General features: G+C 71.3%; 15 protein-coding genes and 1 riboswitch. Of the genes, 9 read left to right on the top strand and 6 right to left on the bottom strand.

What is annotated here, in order from left to right; genetic code table 11:
• Positions 1-112: 112 nt before the first annotated feature.
• A complete protein-coding gene (locus Aco04nite_RS19050; protein ID WP_212998557.1) occupies positions 113-283 on the bottom strand; it encodes a hypothetical protein in 171 nt (56 codons plus the stop codon).
• A 70-nt stretch (positions 284-353) separates the two neighbouring features.
• On the opposite strand from Aco04nite_RS19050, the gene Aco04nite_RS19045 reads away from it, so the two are divergent.
• The gene (locus tag Aco04nite_RS19045) at positions 354-692 is read left to right on the top strand and encodes a hypothetical protein (protein ID WP_212998556.1); all 339 of its coding nucleotides are present in this window, start codon (positions 354-356) and stop codon (positions 690-692) included.
• A gap of 1,087 nt (positions 693-1,779) precedes the next feature.
• Here Aco04nite_RS19045 and Aco04nite_RS19040 read toward each other — a convergent pair.
• The 4 genes from Aco04nite_RS19040 to Aco04nite_RS50235 form a co-directional block, all read right to left on the bottom strand.
• The gene (locus tag Aco04nite_RS19040; protein WP_244876110.1) at positions 1,780-2,988 is read right to left on the bottom strand and encodes an aminotransferase class V-fold PLP-dependent enzyme; all 1,209 of its coding nucleotides are present in this window, start codon (positions 2,986-2,988) and stop codon (positions 1,780-1,782) included.
• Between the two features lie 67 nt (positions 2,989-3,055).
• A riboswitch (SAM riboswitch) is annotated at positions 3,056-3,172 on the bottom strand.
• 21 nt (positions 3,173-3,193) lie between these two features.
• Positions 3,194-4,483, bottom strand: coding sequence for a M20/M25/M40 family metallo-hydrolase (locus Aco04nite_RS19035; RefSeq protein WP_212998554.1), 1,290 nt, complete (start codon positions 4,481-4,483; stop codon positions 3,194-3,196).
• A complete protein-coding gene (locus Aco04nite_RS48915; RefSeq protein WP_438874922.1) occupies positions 4,443-5,726 on the bottom strand; it encodes an ATP-binding cassette domain-containing protein in 1,284 nt (427 codons plus the stop codon). The genes Aco04nite_RS19035 and Aco04nite_RS48915 overlap by 41 nt, the downstream gene beginning before the upstream one ends.
• Positions 5,626-5,907: an ATP-binding cassette domain-containing protein gene (locus Aco04nite_RS50235; protein ID WP_212998553.1), complete on the bottom strand. Its 282-nt coding sequence runs from the start codon at positions 5,905-5,907 to the stop codon at positions 5,626-5,628. Before Aco04nite_RS50235 ends, Aco04nite_RS48915 begins: the two co-directional genes overlap by 101 nt.
• A gap of 344 nt (positions 5,908-6,251) precedes the next feature.
• Here Aco04nite_RS50235 and Aco04nite_RS19025 point away from each other — a divergent pair, with 344 nt between their 5' ends.
• The 5 genes from Aco04nite_RS19025 to Aco04nite_RS19005 are packed head-to-tail and all read left to right on the top strand — an operon-like array spanning position 6,252 to position 10,694.
• Positions 6,252-7,103 (top strand): ABC transporter permease, encoded by an 852-nt coding sequence (locus tag Aco04nite_RS19025; RefSeq protein ID WP_212998552.1) that lies wholly within the window; start codon positions 6,252-6,254, stop codon positions 7,101-7,103.
• Positions 7,104-7,114: 11 nt separating this feature from the next.
• Entirely contained in the window at positions 7,115-8,149 is a 1,035-nt protein-coding gene (locus Aco04nite_RS19020) for a taurine ABC transporter substrate-binding protein (protein WP_212998551.1), read from the top strand.
• Complete coding sequence (locus tag Aco04nite_RS19015) at positions 8,136-8,927, top strand: ABC transporter ATP-binding protein (RefSeq protein ID WP_212998550.1); 792 nt, start codon at positions 8,136-8,138, stop codon at positions 8,925-8,927. The genes Aco04nite_RS19020 and Aco04nite_RS19015 overlap by 14 nt, the downstream gene beginning before the upstream one ends.
• A complete protein-coding gene (locus tag Aco04nite_RS19010; protein WP_212998549.1) occupies positions 8,924-9,787 on the top strand; it encodes a TauD/TfdA dioxygenase family protein in 864 nt (287 codons plus the stop codon). Before Aco04nite_RS19015 ends, Aco04nite_RS19010 begins: the two co-directional genes overlap by 4 nt.
• A complete protein-coding gene (locus Aco04nite_RS19005; RefSeq protein ID WP_212998548.1) occupies positions 9,780-10,694 on the top strand; it encodes a sulfite exporter TauE/SafE family protein in 915 nt (304 codons plus the stop codon). Before Aco04nite_RS19010 ends, Aco04nite_RS19005 begins: the two co-directional genes overlap by 8 nt.
• Here Aco04nite_RS19005 and Aco04nite_RS19000 read toward each other — a convergent pair.
• A complete protein-coding gene (locus Aco04nite_RS19000; RefSeq protein WP_212998547.1) occupies positions 10,691-11,575 on the bottom strand; it encodes a DUF6461 domain-containing protein in 885 nt (294 codons plus the stop codon). The two genes, Aco04nite_RS19005 and Aco04nite_RS19000, sit on opposite strands and share 4 nt — an antisense overlap.
• A gap of 56 nt (positions 11,576-11,631) precedes the next feature.
• On the opposite strand from Aco04nite_RS19000, the gene Aco04nite_RS18995 reads away from it, so the two are divergent.
• Genes Aco04nite_RS18995 through Aco04nite_RS18985 form a run of 3 tightly spaced genes read left to right on the top strand, consistent with a single transcriptional unit; the run spans position 11,632 to position 14,097 of the window.
• Entirely contained in the window at positions 11,632-12,096 is a 465-nt protein-coding gene (locus Aco04nite_RS18995; RefSeq protein WP_212998546.1) for a MarR family winged helix-turn-helix transcriptional regulator, read from the top strand.
• On the top strand, positions 12,093-13,328 hold the full coding sequence (locus Aco04nite_RS18990; RefSeq protein WP_212998545.1) for an MFS transporter: 1,236 nt from the start codon (positions 12,093-12,095) through the stop codon (positions 13,326-13,328). The genes Aco04nite_RS18995 and Aco04nite_RS18990 overlap by 4 nt, the downstream gene beginning before the upstream one ends.
• A 58-nt stretch (positions 13,329-13,386) precedes the next feature.
• The gene (locus tag Aco04nite_RS18985; RefSeq protein WP_212998544.1) at positions 13,387-14,097 is read left to right on the top strand and encodes a zinc-binding dehydrogenase; all 711 of its coding nucleotides are present in this window, start codon (positions 13,387-13,389) and stop codon (positions 14,095-14,097) included.
• Positions 14,098-14,132: the final 35 nt, after the last annotated feature.

Genomic DNA, 14,132 nt, shown 5'->3' with positions numbered 1-14,132 from the left:
TGGGGCAAATACCGCCTGCACGTCCAACGCCTCCTCGAACTACGCGCCGCCCAAGGAAACCCCACCCTCCACGCCACCAGCGGTATCCCTTGGGACGACATCCTCGCCACCGTCACACCACCACCACCGCAGCGCCCAACACCCGCGCCTGCACCGCCACAAGCCGCAGCCGCAGCCCGAACCGCAGCCGCAGCCCGAACCGCAGCCGCAGCCGCAGCCCGAACCGCAGCCGCAGCCCGAACCACAGCCGCAGCCCGAACCACAGCCGCAGCCCGAACCGCAAGCGCAGTCCGAATCGCAGCCTTACCCCGAATGCCGGCGCCTGTTCGGGCGTTGAAGGTCCCGCATCCTCCATGGTCGTCGCAGTGGGAGACGCCGACACCTACGCAAGCGCCTGCCTCTGCGATGTCAGGCTCGGCGGCGGTGCGGGTGCTCCGAACCCCGCCCTCTCCACGGTCGGCATCGAGCCAGTGGCCGTCAGAACCCAACCCGGCGCCCGCATCACGTCGAACGTCAGCTCCAGCATCAGTGCTGAGACCAGCGGTGATGGCGGCAGCTGCAGCGTTATCGATTGCCGCCTCATCGCCAGCGCCAAAACTCCCGCAGCCGCAGCCGCAGCCGCAGCCGCAGCCGCAGCCGCAGCCGCAGCCGCAGCCGCAGCCGGCACGCCTCCGACCTCCAGCGTCGAGTAGGCGGAAGATCTTTAGCCTGACTCTGGTACTTCCATCCGCGCGGCCCGAACCGCGGTGGCGAGCCTTGAGAGGAACGCCGACAACCCCGCGGCCGCTACTGGTGGCGCACCTGTTGCTGCCTGCGGTACGGCGTGAACCGAGTAGGAAGTTGCAGCTACCGGGAGCAGGGGAGTCGGCATCCGAGGCCTCGACACCCTCGCGCGGTGGGAGCTGCGGCACTCGGAGTCGGCTTGCGGGGCCTGGTGCCGGCGGGGTGGGCGCAGAGCGCGCCGAGGTGAGAAACCGATGCCGGAGAATTGCGGGGGCGGGCCGACGCGGATTTCTGCGATGGTGCCTGTCGCTTTTGCGGAGCGGTTCTCGGGACGCGGGAAACCTAGAGTATGGCAAAGCGTGCAGGGCGCTTATGTCGATTGGGGCGTTCTTGTGGATTGGGGAATTCGATTTACCGTTGTGTTCATTTGGATTGTGGAATGAGTTAGGTGGAAGGCGGCCGCCCTGATGTTGGTAGGTGACTCTTTGCGCTGCCGTTACGGATGGCCGAGCGGTGGTGCTGGTTTTCCATATTTTGGCCGGCATGGAGTTTGGTTAGTCGAATTATGCTGCTTGCTGCGCGGGAAAGGGCGCCTGCGCGGGAAAGGGCGCCTGCGCGGGGGCAGGGGTGCCTGCGAAGGGAAGTACATCCGTGTGGAGAAGGGAGAGCCTGCGCAGGAATGGCGCCCGTGCAGGCGAACTGGGTTCGAGCTTCTTCGCCTGTTCACGTCCGAGCTTCTTTGCTGGCCTTCGTGGCTCACCTCCCCCGAGCGCCCGAGCGCCCGAGCGCCCGAGGGGCTCAGGTGCCCGAGGGGCTCAGGTGGCCGAGGGGCTCAGGTGCCCGAGGGGCTCAGGTGCCCGAGGGGCTCAGGTGGCCGAGGGGCTCAGGTGGTCCGAGAGGCTCGGGGTTGGCCGGTAGCCAGGGGCCTGGGTGGGCGGGGTGGGTCAGTCAGGCGGCGGGCTTGGTGGAGGAGGGCCTATGGGTGAGGTGGAGCTTGGCTGGGCGGATACAGCTCGGCCAAGGGGTGGCAGCGGGTGGGGGATGGGGGGGAGGGGGTTAGGGGTGGGTGAGGGTGGAGAGGGCTGTGATCAGGCGGGTGATGTGGTCGTCGGGGGTGCCTAGGCCGAAGCTGATTCGGAGGAGGCTTTCGGAGAAGCCGCAGGCTGCTGTGTGGGTGGTGCCGGTGAGGCGGCGGGTGAGGGGGTGGGCGCAGAACTGGCCGGCTCGGACGCCGATGCCGTGGTGGGTGGAGAGGGTGCTGGCTATGGCGGCGGGGTCGTGGGCTGCGAGGGCGAGGGAGATGATGCCTACGCGGGGGTGGTCCGGGGCGAAGGTGTTGACTTCGAGGAGGCCGGGGAGGGGGCCCAGGCCGGAGCGGAGCCAGGTGAGGAGTTCCTGTTCGCGGTGGTGGAGGGCGGTGCGGTCGGTGCGGAGGAGGGCGGAGCAGGCGGCGGCGAGGGCTACGGCGCCGATGAGGTTGGGGGTGCCGGCTTCGTGGCGGGCGGGGCCGGTGGTCCAGGTGACGTCGCCGGGGGTTTCGCCCACGGAGGCGCTGGCGCCGCCGCCGGCGAGGTAGGGGGGTGCGGCGTCGAGCCAGTCGGCGCGGCCGGTGAGGACGCCGGTGCCGAAGGGGGCGTAGAGCTTGTGGCCGGAGAAGGCGAGGTAGTCGGCGCCGAGGTCGGTGAGGCTGATGGGGGCGTGCGGGGCGAGCTGGGCGGCGTCCACCGCCACGCGGGCGCCGGCGGCGTGGGCGGCGTCGGCGATGCGGCGGACCGGCCAGATCTCGCCGGTGACGTTGCTCGCGGCGGTCACGGCGACGAGGACGGGGCCTTCGACCGTACGCAGGGCGGCGCGCACGGCTTCGACCGCGTCGTCGGGGGTGGCGGGGACCGGGAGGCGGAGCTGGTTCGGCCAGGGCAGGAGGTTGGCGTGGTGCTCGGTCTCGAAGACGATGGTGGTGGTGCCGTCGGGGAGGGCGCGGGCGAGCAGGTTGAGGGCGTCGGTGGTGTTGCGGGTGAAGATGACCTCGTCGCCGGGGCGGGCGCCGACGAACTCGGCGACCACGTCGCGGGCCCGTTCGTACTCCAGCGTCGAGGTCTGGGCGCGGAGTCCGGTGCCGCGGTGGACGCTCCCGGCGTACGGAAGGATGGCAGTGACCGCGTCGGCGGCCGCGCGGATGCTGGGGGCCGAGGCCGCGTAGTCGAGGTGGGCGAACCCGACCACGTCGCCGGAGGGCAGGGTGGTGGTGAGGTCCCCGCCGACGATGTCGAGGTCGCGTTGCACAGCAAGAGTCACAGGGAAGCTCCGTGAGGTCGGGGTCCCGACTCCCCGGGGCCCGCGCTTGCCCGCACCGGGATCGGCGCAGGCCTGGTCCTCACCCGGGGCACCCCATCGCGAACGCAAGGGTTGCCGGCCAGCAAGCCGGGGCTACGCGCTGGCACTCATGACCGGCTCCGACGCTAACAGACGATCAGCAGGAACGCAGCAACCGGTCCAGCACCCGGGATCCGAACCGAAGCGCGTCGACGGGCACCCGCTCGTCGACGCCGTGGAACAGTGCGGTGAAGTCGAGCGACGGCGGGAGCTGCAGCGGGGCGAACCCGAAGTGGCGGATGCCGAGGCGGGCGAAGGACTTGGCGTCCGTACCCGCGGGAAGCATGTAGGGCAGTAGGCGCGACCCGGGGTCCTCGGCGGTGATGGCCGCCGCCATGGCCGCGACTAGGTCGCCGTCGAAGCTGGTCTGCACCGCGGGCAGGCTGTCCCACTCGACCTCGATGTCGGGCCCGAGCACCGAAGCCAGCTCGGCCCGGAACGCGGCGTCGCGCCCCGGGAGCATGCGCCCGTCGACGGTGGCCCGGGCGATCGACGGCACCACATTGGACTTGTAGCCCGCGTCGACCATCGTCACGGTCGCCGTGTCGCGGAGGGTCGCCTCGATCAGCCGGGACAGGTGCCCCAGTTTCGCGACCGTGGCCTCGGGGTCGGCGGGGTCGAACGGGAGCCCGGACCCGGCCAGGAATTCGCGCACCGGGTCGGTCAGGATCAGCGGGAAACGGTGCCGGTCGAGGCGGTCCAGCGCCGCGGCCAGTTTCGCGATCGGGTTGTCGGTGTGCAGCAGCGACCCGTGCCCGGCGGTGCCCCGGGCGGCGAGCCGCAACCACATGGACCCTTTCTCGGCGGTCTCCACGAGGTACGCCCGCCGCCCACCCAGTTCCACCGAGAACCCGCCGACCTCGCTGATCGCCTCGGTGACGCCGTCGAACAGGTCCCGCCGGTGCTCGACGAGCCACTGCGCGCCCACCACGCCGCCGGCCTCCTCGTCGGCCAGGAACGCGAAGACCAGATCCCGGGGAGGTACGACGTCCGTGCGCTTGAAGTGCCGGGCGACCGCGAGCATCATCGCCAGCATCCCCTTCATGTCGACGGCGCCGCGCCCCCACACGTACCCGTCGCGGACCTCCCCGGAGAACGGATGCACCGACCAGTCCGCGGGGTCGGCGGCGACGACGTCGAGGTGCCCGTGCACCAGCAACGCCCCGCGCGCCGGGTCCGCCCCGGCGAGCCGGACGATCACGTTGCCCCGTCCCGGTGCTCCCGACTCCACGTACTCCGCGGAGAGTCCGACCTCGGCGAGCTTCGCGGCGACGTACTCGGCTCCGGCCCGTTCGGGTCCCGGCCCGCCGTACGTTCCGGGGTTGGTGGTGTCGATGGCGATGAGCTCACTCGCCAGCGTGACGACCTCGTCCTCGGGTTTTGTCATCCCCGACTTGTAGCAGGAGTTGCGGCCAATCCGCGGTTTCGCGGCGCAGCCACCGGTCGTGCGTGGCCAGGACGACCGCCGCGCCGGTGGTGGCCAGGGCCTCGGTGAGCTCGCCGACCAGGGCCGTCGAGAGGTGGTTCGTCGGCTCGTCGAGCAGCAGCACGTGCGGCTGACCGGCCAGCACCGCGGCCAGGTCGAGGCGCCGCTTCTGGCCGGTCGAGAGCCGGTCATCACGAGGCGATTCCTGGGCCAGCAGGGCGATCCGGGCGGCGGGGTGACACCGTACCGAGCCCTCGGAAGGCGGCAGCAGCCCGGCGAGGACGGCGAGCAAGGTGGACTTGCCGGCGCCGTTGGGGCCGGTGACCACCAGGCGGGAGCCCGCCGAAAGAGCGAGGTCGACCGGGGTTTCGAGGCGGCCGTGGACCCGGACGCCGGTGGCCTCGACGAGAATCACGCCGGCCGGCGCGGTCAGCGCGGGCATGACGAACCGTGCTGGTGGGGACGGCATGGGGACCTCGTGAGCGGCAAGGTCAGAAGCGCGGCGGTGCACCGAGCGGACCAGGGCCGGTGCCCGCGTGGCGCGCTGATGCTTTCCCGTGCCCTTGTCCGGGCGCCAGCCGGTGCTCAGCCGGGCCTGCGCCGCCGCGAGGTCGCCGGCGAGCCGGGCCTGGGTTGCCTGGTGCGCGGCGTAGTCGTCAGTCCATGACTGGAGGTAGGCGTGGCGACCGCGGACGTACCCTGCGTAGCCGTCGCCGTAGGAAACGGGGCGGCCGTCGCGGCTGGGGTCGAGGTCCAGGACCGAGGTCGCCACCTCGGACAGCAGGTCGCGGTCGTGGCTGACCAGCACGATCCCGCCCGGCCAGGCACGCAGCCGTGCGGTGAGGAACTCCAGGCCCTGCTGGTCGAGGTGGTTGGTGGGCTCGTCGAGCAGCAGGAAGTCGTCGTTCGCGCCGAGCAGGCACGCCAGGCGCACCCGGTAGCGCTGACCGACCGACATCGTCTCCAGCGGCCGCTCACGGTCGGTGACGGCGCCGAGGGCCTCCAGCGCGATGTCGACGCGGCGATCGGCGTCCCAGGCGTCGAGCGCGACCGCGGCGTCCAGGGCCGCTTGATAGGCGGCGCCGGCGCCCGCGATCGAGTCGTCAACGGCACGAACCGCGGCCCTGGCGGCGGCCAGGTGGGTGGAGATCAGTCCTTCGACGGTACGCCCGGAGCCCGCCAGCTCCTGCCCGGCGACCCCCAGACTCCCGAGCCGGGAGACCCCCCCCTCGATCGGGGACCAGGTCACCGGAGAGCACCTGGAGCACCGTGCTCTTTCCCCGGCCGTTGTCGCCGACGATTCCCCAGCGCGAGCCGGGGGAGACGGTCAGATCGACGCCCCGCAGGACGGCATGTCCGCCCCGGGCGAGATGGACATCGGACATGGTGAGTTGCGCGCGCAAGGCTCGCCTCTTCCTGGAGCCGGAACAAGGACACGATGAACGGCCCGCTCACGTGGGGAGCGGGTCGTTACGGGTCCCGTCACAGGAAGTAGTAGTGCCTCACCCGGCCGACGATAGCCGCGGCGTACGGGGATCGCAGCTCAATTCGGCGGGCGGGAGAGCCGGCGAGAGCCCGACCGGGAGCCCCAGGGAGCGTGGGTGCGGCCCAGAGAGCGGGACGGACGGCGTTCCGTGATTGCCTAAATACCGATGGGCAGGGTAGGAAATGGGGGCGGCATCCGACAGGTGTCCATGATCGAGGCCTGCCGTCGAAGAAGGAGTGTCCCGTGAGCATCATCGCGCCCGTGCGTCCCACCACGGAGCCGGCCACCGGCGGCGCTCGCACGGCCCGGGCGAAGGGTGGCAGGCGGCGGGTGCTGCTGCGGGTCGTCGCGCTGCTCGTGCTGTACGCCCTCTGGGAGATCACCGCCCGGGTGACCCGCAATCCGGTGTTCATTCCGGGCCCGGGCGCGGTGTGGCACCAGCTGATCGTCACGTCGACCACCCACGACGGTGTCCGCGGGTACAGCGGGCATCTGCTGATCGAGCATCTCGGGGTGAGCCTGCGCCGCATCCTGATCGGATCGGTGATCGGTGTCGCCGCGGGCCTGGTGCTCGGCGTGGTGATGGGGACCGTCGGCTGGATCCGGGTCGTCGCCGAGCCGGTCGTCACGTTCGTGCGGGCGCTACCCCCGCTCGCGTACTTCAGCCTGTTCATCATCTGGTTCGGCATCGACGAGACGCCCAAGCTGTGGCTGCTGTCGATCGCCGCCCTGCCGCCCGTCGCGGTCGCCACGGCCGCGGCCGTCTACTCCGCGCCGACCGGGCTGGTCGAGGCGGCGCGGGCGCTGGGGGCGGGGCGCTGGCAGATCGTGCGGGACGTGGTGCTGCCGAACGCGCTGCCGGAGATCTTCACCGGGATCCGGCTCGCCGTCGGGGTGGCGTACTCGTCGGTGGTCGCCGCCGAGACGATCAACGGGGTGCCCGGGATCGGCGGGCTCATCCGGGACGCGCAGCGCTACTCGCAGACCGACGTCGTGGTGCTGGGACTGTTCGCCATCGGCCTCTCCGGCCTGCTCATCGACGCCCTGCTGCGGACGGCCGAGACTCGGCTGATCCCGTGGCGGGGCCGTAGTTAAGGACAATCCCCATGAGAAGACTTCTGCCCGTCCTCGCTGCCGCCACTGCGCTGCTGCTGGCGAGCGCCGCCTGCGGTAACGGTGCCGCGAGCGGTAACACGAGCCCGGACAGCAAGACGATCCGGATCGCGTACCAGGCGTTCCCGAGTGGTGACCTGGTCGTGAAGAACCAGGGGCTGCTGGAGAAGGCACTGCCGGACTACGAGATCAAGTGGACCAAGTTCGACTCCGGTGCCAGCATCAACACCGCGTTCGTGGCGAAGAGCCTGGACATCGCCGCCATCGGATCCAGCCCGGTCGCGCGGGGGCTCTCGGCGCCGCTGAACATCCCGTACCAGGTCGCGTTCGTGCTCGACGTGGCCGGTGACAACGAGGCGCTGGTGGCCCGCAACGGCTCCGGCGTCACCGATGTGGCCGGGCTGCGCGGCAAGAAGGTCGCCACACCGTTCGCGTCGACCGCGCACTACAGCCTGCTCGCCGCGCTGAAGCAGGCCGGCGTCGCGGAGTCCGACGTGACCATCGTGGACCTCGAACCGCAGGACATCCTGGCCGCCTGGACGCGCGGTGACCTCGACGCGGCGTACTCGTGGCTGCCCTCGCTCGACGAGCTGAAGAAGACCGGCAAGGTCCTGATCAGCAGCCGGCAGCTCGCCACCGCGGGCAAGCCGACCCTCGACCTCGGGGTGGTCTCCACGGCGTTCGCGTCGGCCCACCCGGAGGCCGTCGACGCGTGGCGCAAGGTGGAGGCGCAGGCCCTGGACCTGATCGCCAGTGACCCGGCCGCCGCCGCGAAGTCCGTCGCGCAGGAGCTCAACCTGACCCCCGCGGACGCGCAGAACCAGCTCAGCCAGGGTGTCTTCCTCAAACCGGCGGACATCTCCAGCGACGAGTGGCTGGGCACCGAGGCCAAGGTCGGCAAGCTCGCCGACAACCTGGTCAGCGCCGCGCAGTTCCTCAAGGAGCAGCAGAAGATCGACGCGGTCCCCGACCTGACCACCGTGCAGAAGTCCATCTACGTGAAGGGCCTGCCGGATGTCCTCGGATAGCGCGGCGGTAGAACTCGCGAACGTCGAGCACTCCTACGGCGATGTCACCGCGGTCGGGCCGGTCAGCCTGAGTGTGCCGGCGGGGGAGTTCCTGGTGCTGGTCGGCGCGTCCGGCTGCGGCAAGAGCACCCTGCTGCGGCTCATCGCCGGCTTCGAGCAACCCACCACGGGTACGGTCCTGACCGGCGGCCGCGCCCCGCGACCCGGCCGTGGTGCCGGGCTGGTGTTCCAGCAGCCTCGGCTCTTCCCGTGGAAGACCGTCGGCGGGAACGTCGCCCTGGCACTCAGGTACGCGGGCCTGCCCACCGACCGCGTCGACGAGCTGCTCGCCGGCGTCGGCCTGCACGACGTGGCGCACCGGCGCACCTGGCAGATCTCCGGCGGCCAGCAGCAGCGGGTCGCCATCGCGCGGGCGCTCGCCGTCGACAACCCGCTGCTGCTGCTCGACGAGCCGTTCGCAGCCCTGGACGCGCTCACCCGCGAGCGGCTTCAGGAGGATCTGCGGCGGGTGAGTGCGCGCACCGGGCGTACCTGTGTATTTGTCACCCACAGTGTTGATGAAGCGGTCTTCCTCGGCAGTCGCGTGGTGGTTCTCACCGCCCGGCCCGGGCGGGTGGCGCTCGACCTGAAGGTCGGGCTGCCCCGGGACGGTCTCGCCCCGGACGAGCTCCGCGGCCTGCCCGAGTACGCCGCCCTGCGCTCCCAGATCGGCCACGCCGTCCGCGAAGCGGCAACTGTCTCTGAAAAAGCGATCGGCCCCGAAGGAGTCCCCGCATGACCGCAGCGATCACCGCCCTCCAATTAGAACCGCTAGGCCCCCACTTCGGCTCGATCGTGCACGGCGTCGACCTGGCCACCGCCACCGACGAGCAGGTCGCCGCCGTCCGGGCCGCGCTGGTCGACCGCAAGGTGCTGTTCTTCCGCGACCAGAGCCTCGACGACGACGGCCAGGTGACCCTCGGGCGGCGCATCGGCGAGCTGACCGCCTCGCACCCGGTGGTCGGCGGCGTCGACGCGGCCCACCCCGAGGTGTACGCCCTCGACAGCACCGACAACGGCTTCGCCGACGTGTGGCACACCGACGTCACGTTCATGCGCCGCCCGCCACTCGGCTCGATCCTGCGCTCGGTGACCCTGCCCCCGAGCGGCGGCGACACGAACTGGGCGGATGCGCAGCTGGCGTACGAATCGCTGTCGCCGGGCGTACGGCAACTCGTCGACGGGCTCACGGCCGTGCACGACGGCACCCGCGAGTTCGGCTACTACCTGGCCCAGCGCCGCGGCGGGCAGGGCAACGAATGGGACGGCGAGATCGTCACCCGCCTCGACCCCGTGGAGCACCCGGTGATCCGCGTGCACCCGGAGACCGGCCGCAGGGGCATCTTCGTCAACCCGGGCTTCACCTCGCACATCGTCGGCGTCTCCGAGTTCGAGAGCCGCGCGATCCTGGACCTGCTCTACGCCCACCTGACCAAACCGGAGCACATCGTCCGGCACCGCTGGCGCCTCGGCGACGTGGCCATGTGGGACAACCGCAGCACCGCGCACTACGCCAACCGCGACTACGGAACGGATCGGCGCGTCATGCACCGGATCACCCTGCGCGGTGACATCCCGGCAGGACCGGCCCGTGCGTAGGCTGCTGCTGCTCGCCCTGGTCGGACTGGGCGCGCAGCTCGTCGACGGCAGTCTCGGCATGGCGTACGGCGTCACGTCCACAACACTGCTCCTGGCGATCGGCACCAACCCGGCCGCGGCGTCGGCGACCGTGCACCTGGCGGAGATCGGCACCACGCTGATGTCCGGCTTCTCGCACTGGCGGTTCGGCAACGTCGACTGGCGGGTGGTGCTCAAGATCGGCCTGCCCGGCGCGGTCGGCGCGTTCGCGGGCGCGACGTTCCTGTCCGGGCTCGACACGGCGACCGCGGCGCCGCTGATGTCGATCATCCTGCTGGTGCTGGGGCTCTACGTCTTCATCCGGTTCACCACGCTCGGCCTGCCGAAGGGCAACCTCGGCAAGCCGCTGCGCAAACGGTTCCTCGCGCCGCTCGGCGTCGTGGCCGGGTTCGTCGACGCGACCGGCGGCGGGGGCTGGGGACCGGTCGGCACGCCGGCGATCCTCGCGAGCGGCCGGCTCGAGCCCCGCAAGACGATCGGCTCGATCGACACGAGCGAGTTCCTGGTCGCGATCGCGGCGAGCATCGGCTTCTTCGTCGGGATCGGCTCCGAGGACATCAACCTGACGTGGGTCCTCGCGCTGCTGCTCGGCGGGGTGATCGCCGCCCCGGTCGCCGCCTGGCTGGTGCGCCACATCCCGCCGCGGGTGCTCGGCTCGGCGGTCGGCGGCGTCATCATCCTCACCAACGTGCGTACCCTGCTGCGCAGCGACTGGATCGACGCGCCGGACGCGGTCCGCTACAGCGTCTACGCGGTGATCTACGTGGTGTGGGCGGCCGCACTCGCGTACTCCATCGGGCAGTACCGCAAGCACCGCGAGGAGGACCGCGAGGTCATCGCGTCGGCTTCGGTCCAGGAGTCGGCTTAGAGGTACGTGGCGCGCTCCTCGGGGGAGAGCGGGCGAAGGGCAGCGCGCAGGGCCACATCCGGGTCGGGGTCGAGCACCCCGCGCAGGGCCGTGGTGAACGCGCCGTAGGTTCCGGGCTCGGCCAGCCAGACGCGCACCTGGCGGCCGAGCTCGGACTCCACACGAACAGGGCCACCGGAGGAAAGTGTCTTGGAAAGGCCGGGAGCGTCGGCGATGCCGAGTTTCGCGGCCTGTTCCCGGAGCAGAGTCAGAGCGAGGTCGCGACCCCCGGCCGGTAGCGGACCTCGCGCCCGCAGCAGATCACCCGGCCGGACGCCGCCGACGAACCACGGCTCCAGCTGGGCCGACAGCCGTGGCGCGGTCAAGGCGTCGGCGGGAACCCGGGCGTTGGTGAGGCGCTGCGCCAGGACCAGGGCCTTCGCCTCGGCATCACGCCAGGTCTCGTCGTCCTCACCGTCCGGCTCGCGCAGCCCGATCGCCCGGGTCAGGTGGGCGAGCATGTCCGGCTGGGTGCCCCACGTCAGTTCGGGCGCCGGGTACGCCGGATCGAACGCGACCGCGACCGCGCCGTCCAGCGCGTACGTGAACCGCGGCGTGGCCTGGTCGTCCCGCAGCACCGACAGCGCCTCCGTCCCGCGCGAGACCTCCTCGAGCAGCACATGGTCACCGCCCGCGACGCCGCGCGGCTCGATCACCAGCGCCCATTTGCCCAGCGTCATCGCCACGGCGCGGTCCTGGACGTCCGGGGCGACCGCGATCGTGTCCGGGTAGGCGCCCATCCGCAGCAGCGCGGAGCGCTCGTCGACGCCCTTGATGAACGTCAGGCACCACGCGTTGCCGAGGGCGGTTACCCGGCTCTGGGCGTACAACAGGTCATCCACGTCCGGAAGTTTAAATCAGGTCGCGCAATTTGTATAAGCGCTGTTACTTTCTCGGCATGGACCTGCTCGACAGCAACTACTGGTCGCCGGTGCACGCCCTGCTGGGCGAGCTCGACCGGGACATCGCCGCGCTCTACACCGAGGCGGGCATCGAGGGTGTACGGACCCGGTTCGTCGGGCCGCTGATCGCGCTCGGCCGCTTCGGCCCGCACACCATCCAGGAGCTGGCCGATCGCCGCGGCGTCACCCACTCGGCGATGAGCCAGACGGTGGCGGCGATGCGCACGGCCGGGCTCGTGGAGAGCGCGGAGGGCCCCGACGGACGGACGCGGCGGGTTCAGCTCACGGCGCGGGCGACGGAGATCGTGCCGTTCATGAACGCGGAGTGGCGCGCCACGGAGGCGACCGTCCGTGCGCTCGACGCCGAGCTGCCCTACCCGCTCACCAAGGTCGTCGAGGACATCCGCGCCGCCCTTGCCCGCCGTTCGTTCCCGGACCGCCTCCAGGACAACCTGCAGTGAACTCGCTCGTGGATCTGCGGCCGCTGCGCGAGAACGTCGCGTTCCGGCGGCTCTGGCTCGGCAGTACGGCGTCGGGCTTCGGCGGCCAGATGGGCAACTTCGCGGTCATCTACTTCGTGTGGCAGAGCACGCACAACGCGGCGATGGTAGGGCTCGTCGGGCTCGCGGCGGGCGTACCCATGATCGTGCTGGGCCTGGCCGGAAGTGCCTTCCTGGACCACGTCGACCGGCGGCTGCTGGCGATCCGCCTCACCTACGCCCGGATCGCGGTCGGCGTCCTCATGACCGCCGTTGCCTTCACCGGCACCGGCGGGGTGCCGGCGATGCTGCTGCTCACCGCGGCGGCCTCCTGCTGCGGCGCCCTGGCCGCGCCCGCCAAGCGGACCTTCATTCCACGCCTGCTCCAGGGCGACCGCCTCGCCGCGGGACTGGCCCTCAACCACCTGTCGTTCCAGCTCGCCATGCTGCTCGGCCCGGCCCTGGCCGGCCTGCTCACCGCGGCCACGAGCGTGGGCTGGTGCCTGGCCATCGACACCGTCACGTTCGGTGCCTCCATCGTCGGGCTGGCCGGCCTGCCGCGCGGGGTCACTCCCGCCGACGGCAGTCCCGGTCTGAGCGCTGTCAGAAACGGCCTCAGGTACGCCGTGAGCACCCCCGCCGTCCGCGGCTCCCTGCTCGCCGACCTGGCGGCCACGCTGCTCGCCATGCCGATCGCGCTGTTCCCCGTCCTCAACGCCGAGAAGTTCGGCGACCGCCCCGAGATCCTCGGCCTGTTCACCACCGCGCTCGCGGTCGGCGGCGTCCTGGCGTCGATCCTGTCCGGCACGATCACCCGCCGTCCCCGTGCCGGCGTGGTGATGCTGATCTGCGGCGCCGTATGGGCGGCGTCCCTCGGACTGACCGGCCTGGCAACCGCCCTGCCCGCCGTGCTCGGCCTCATCGCGCTCGCCGGCGCCGCCGACACGTGGGCGGTGGTGTCCCGGGGGACCGTGGTGCAGACCGCCACGCCGCAGGCGTACCTGGGCCGGATCTCGGTCCTGGAGAACATCGTCGGTGTCGCCGGCCCCGAGCTCGGCAACCTCCGTGCCGGCCTGGTCGCCTCGGCCACCTCCGGCGGCGCGTCCCTGGTCATCGGGGGAGCGGCGGCCCTCGTAGCCACCGGCCTGATCGCCGTCACGACCCCGGCCCTGCGACGTTTCCGCAGCTCGCCGACGGGTAGCCCGGTTACGTAACCAATCGTGGAGGAGGCCGGCTCACACCACCACGAACATCTGCGGGTCCGACCTGCACATGTACGAGGGGCGCACGTCGGTGGAGGAGGGCAAGGTCCTCGGCCACGAGAACATGGGCCCCTACGACGGCGGCCGGGCCGAACTGCTGCGCGTGCCCTACGCGGACTTCAACCTGCTCGAACTGCCGCAGGGCACCGAGCACGAGAACGACTTCACCATGCTGTCGGACATCTTCCCGACCGGCTGGCACGGCACCGAGCTCGCCCGGATGCAGCCCGGCGACAAGGTGGTCGTGTTCGGTGCCGGCCCGGTCGGCCTGATGGCGGCGCACAGCGCGATGATCCGCGGCGCCGCCGAGGTGTTCGTGGTCGACAAGCAGAAGGACCGCCTCGACCTCGCCGGCAAGATCGGCGCGACGCCGGTCGACTTCTCGAAGGCGGACCCGGCCCAGCAGATCCTCGACGCGACCGGCGGCCGCGGCGTGGTCGGCGTCTACGTCCCCGAGGACCCGGGCGCGACCTCCGACCTGGCCAAGGAGGGCCGCATCGCCTTCCATTACGGCACGTTCTTCAGCAAGGGCCAGCACATGGGTACGGGCCAGGCGCCGGTCAAGCGCTACAACCGCCGGCTGCGCGACCTGATCATCGCGGGCCGCGCGCAGCCGTCGTTCCTCGTGTCGCACGAGCTGCCGCTGTCGCAGGCCGCCGAGGGTTACGAGCGGTTCGACAAGCGCGAGGCCGGCTGGACCAAGGTGCTGCTCAAGCCCTGAGGTTGCCTTCGCCGGTTGCGGGGTACATCGAGTCG

It is taken from the genome of Winogradskya consettensis (assembly GCF_018332715.1).
In the GTDB taxonomy this organism is placed as follows: Bacteria; Actinomycetota; Actinomycetes; order Mycobacteriales; family Micromonosporaceae; genus Actinoplanes; species Actinoplanes consettensis.
This window is presented reverse-complemented; position numbering and strand designations above follow the sequence as displayed.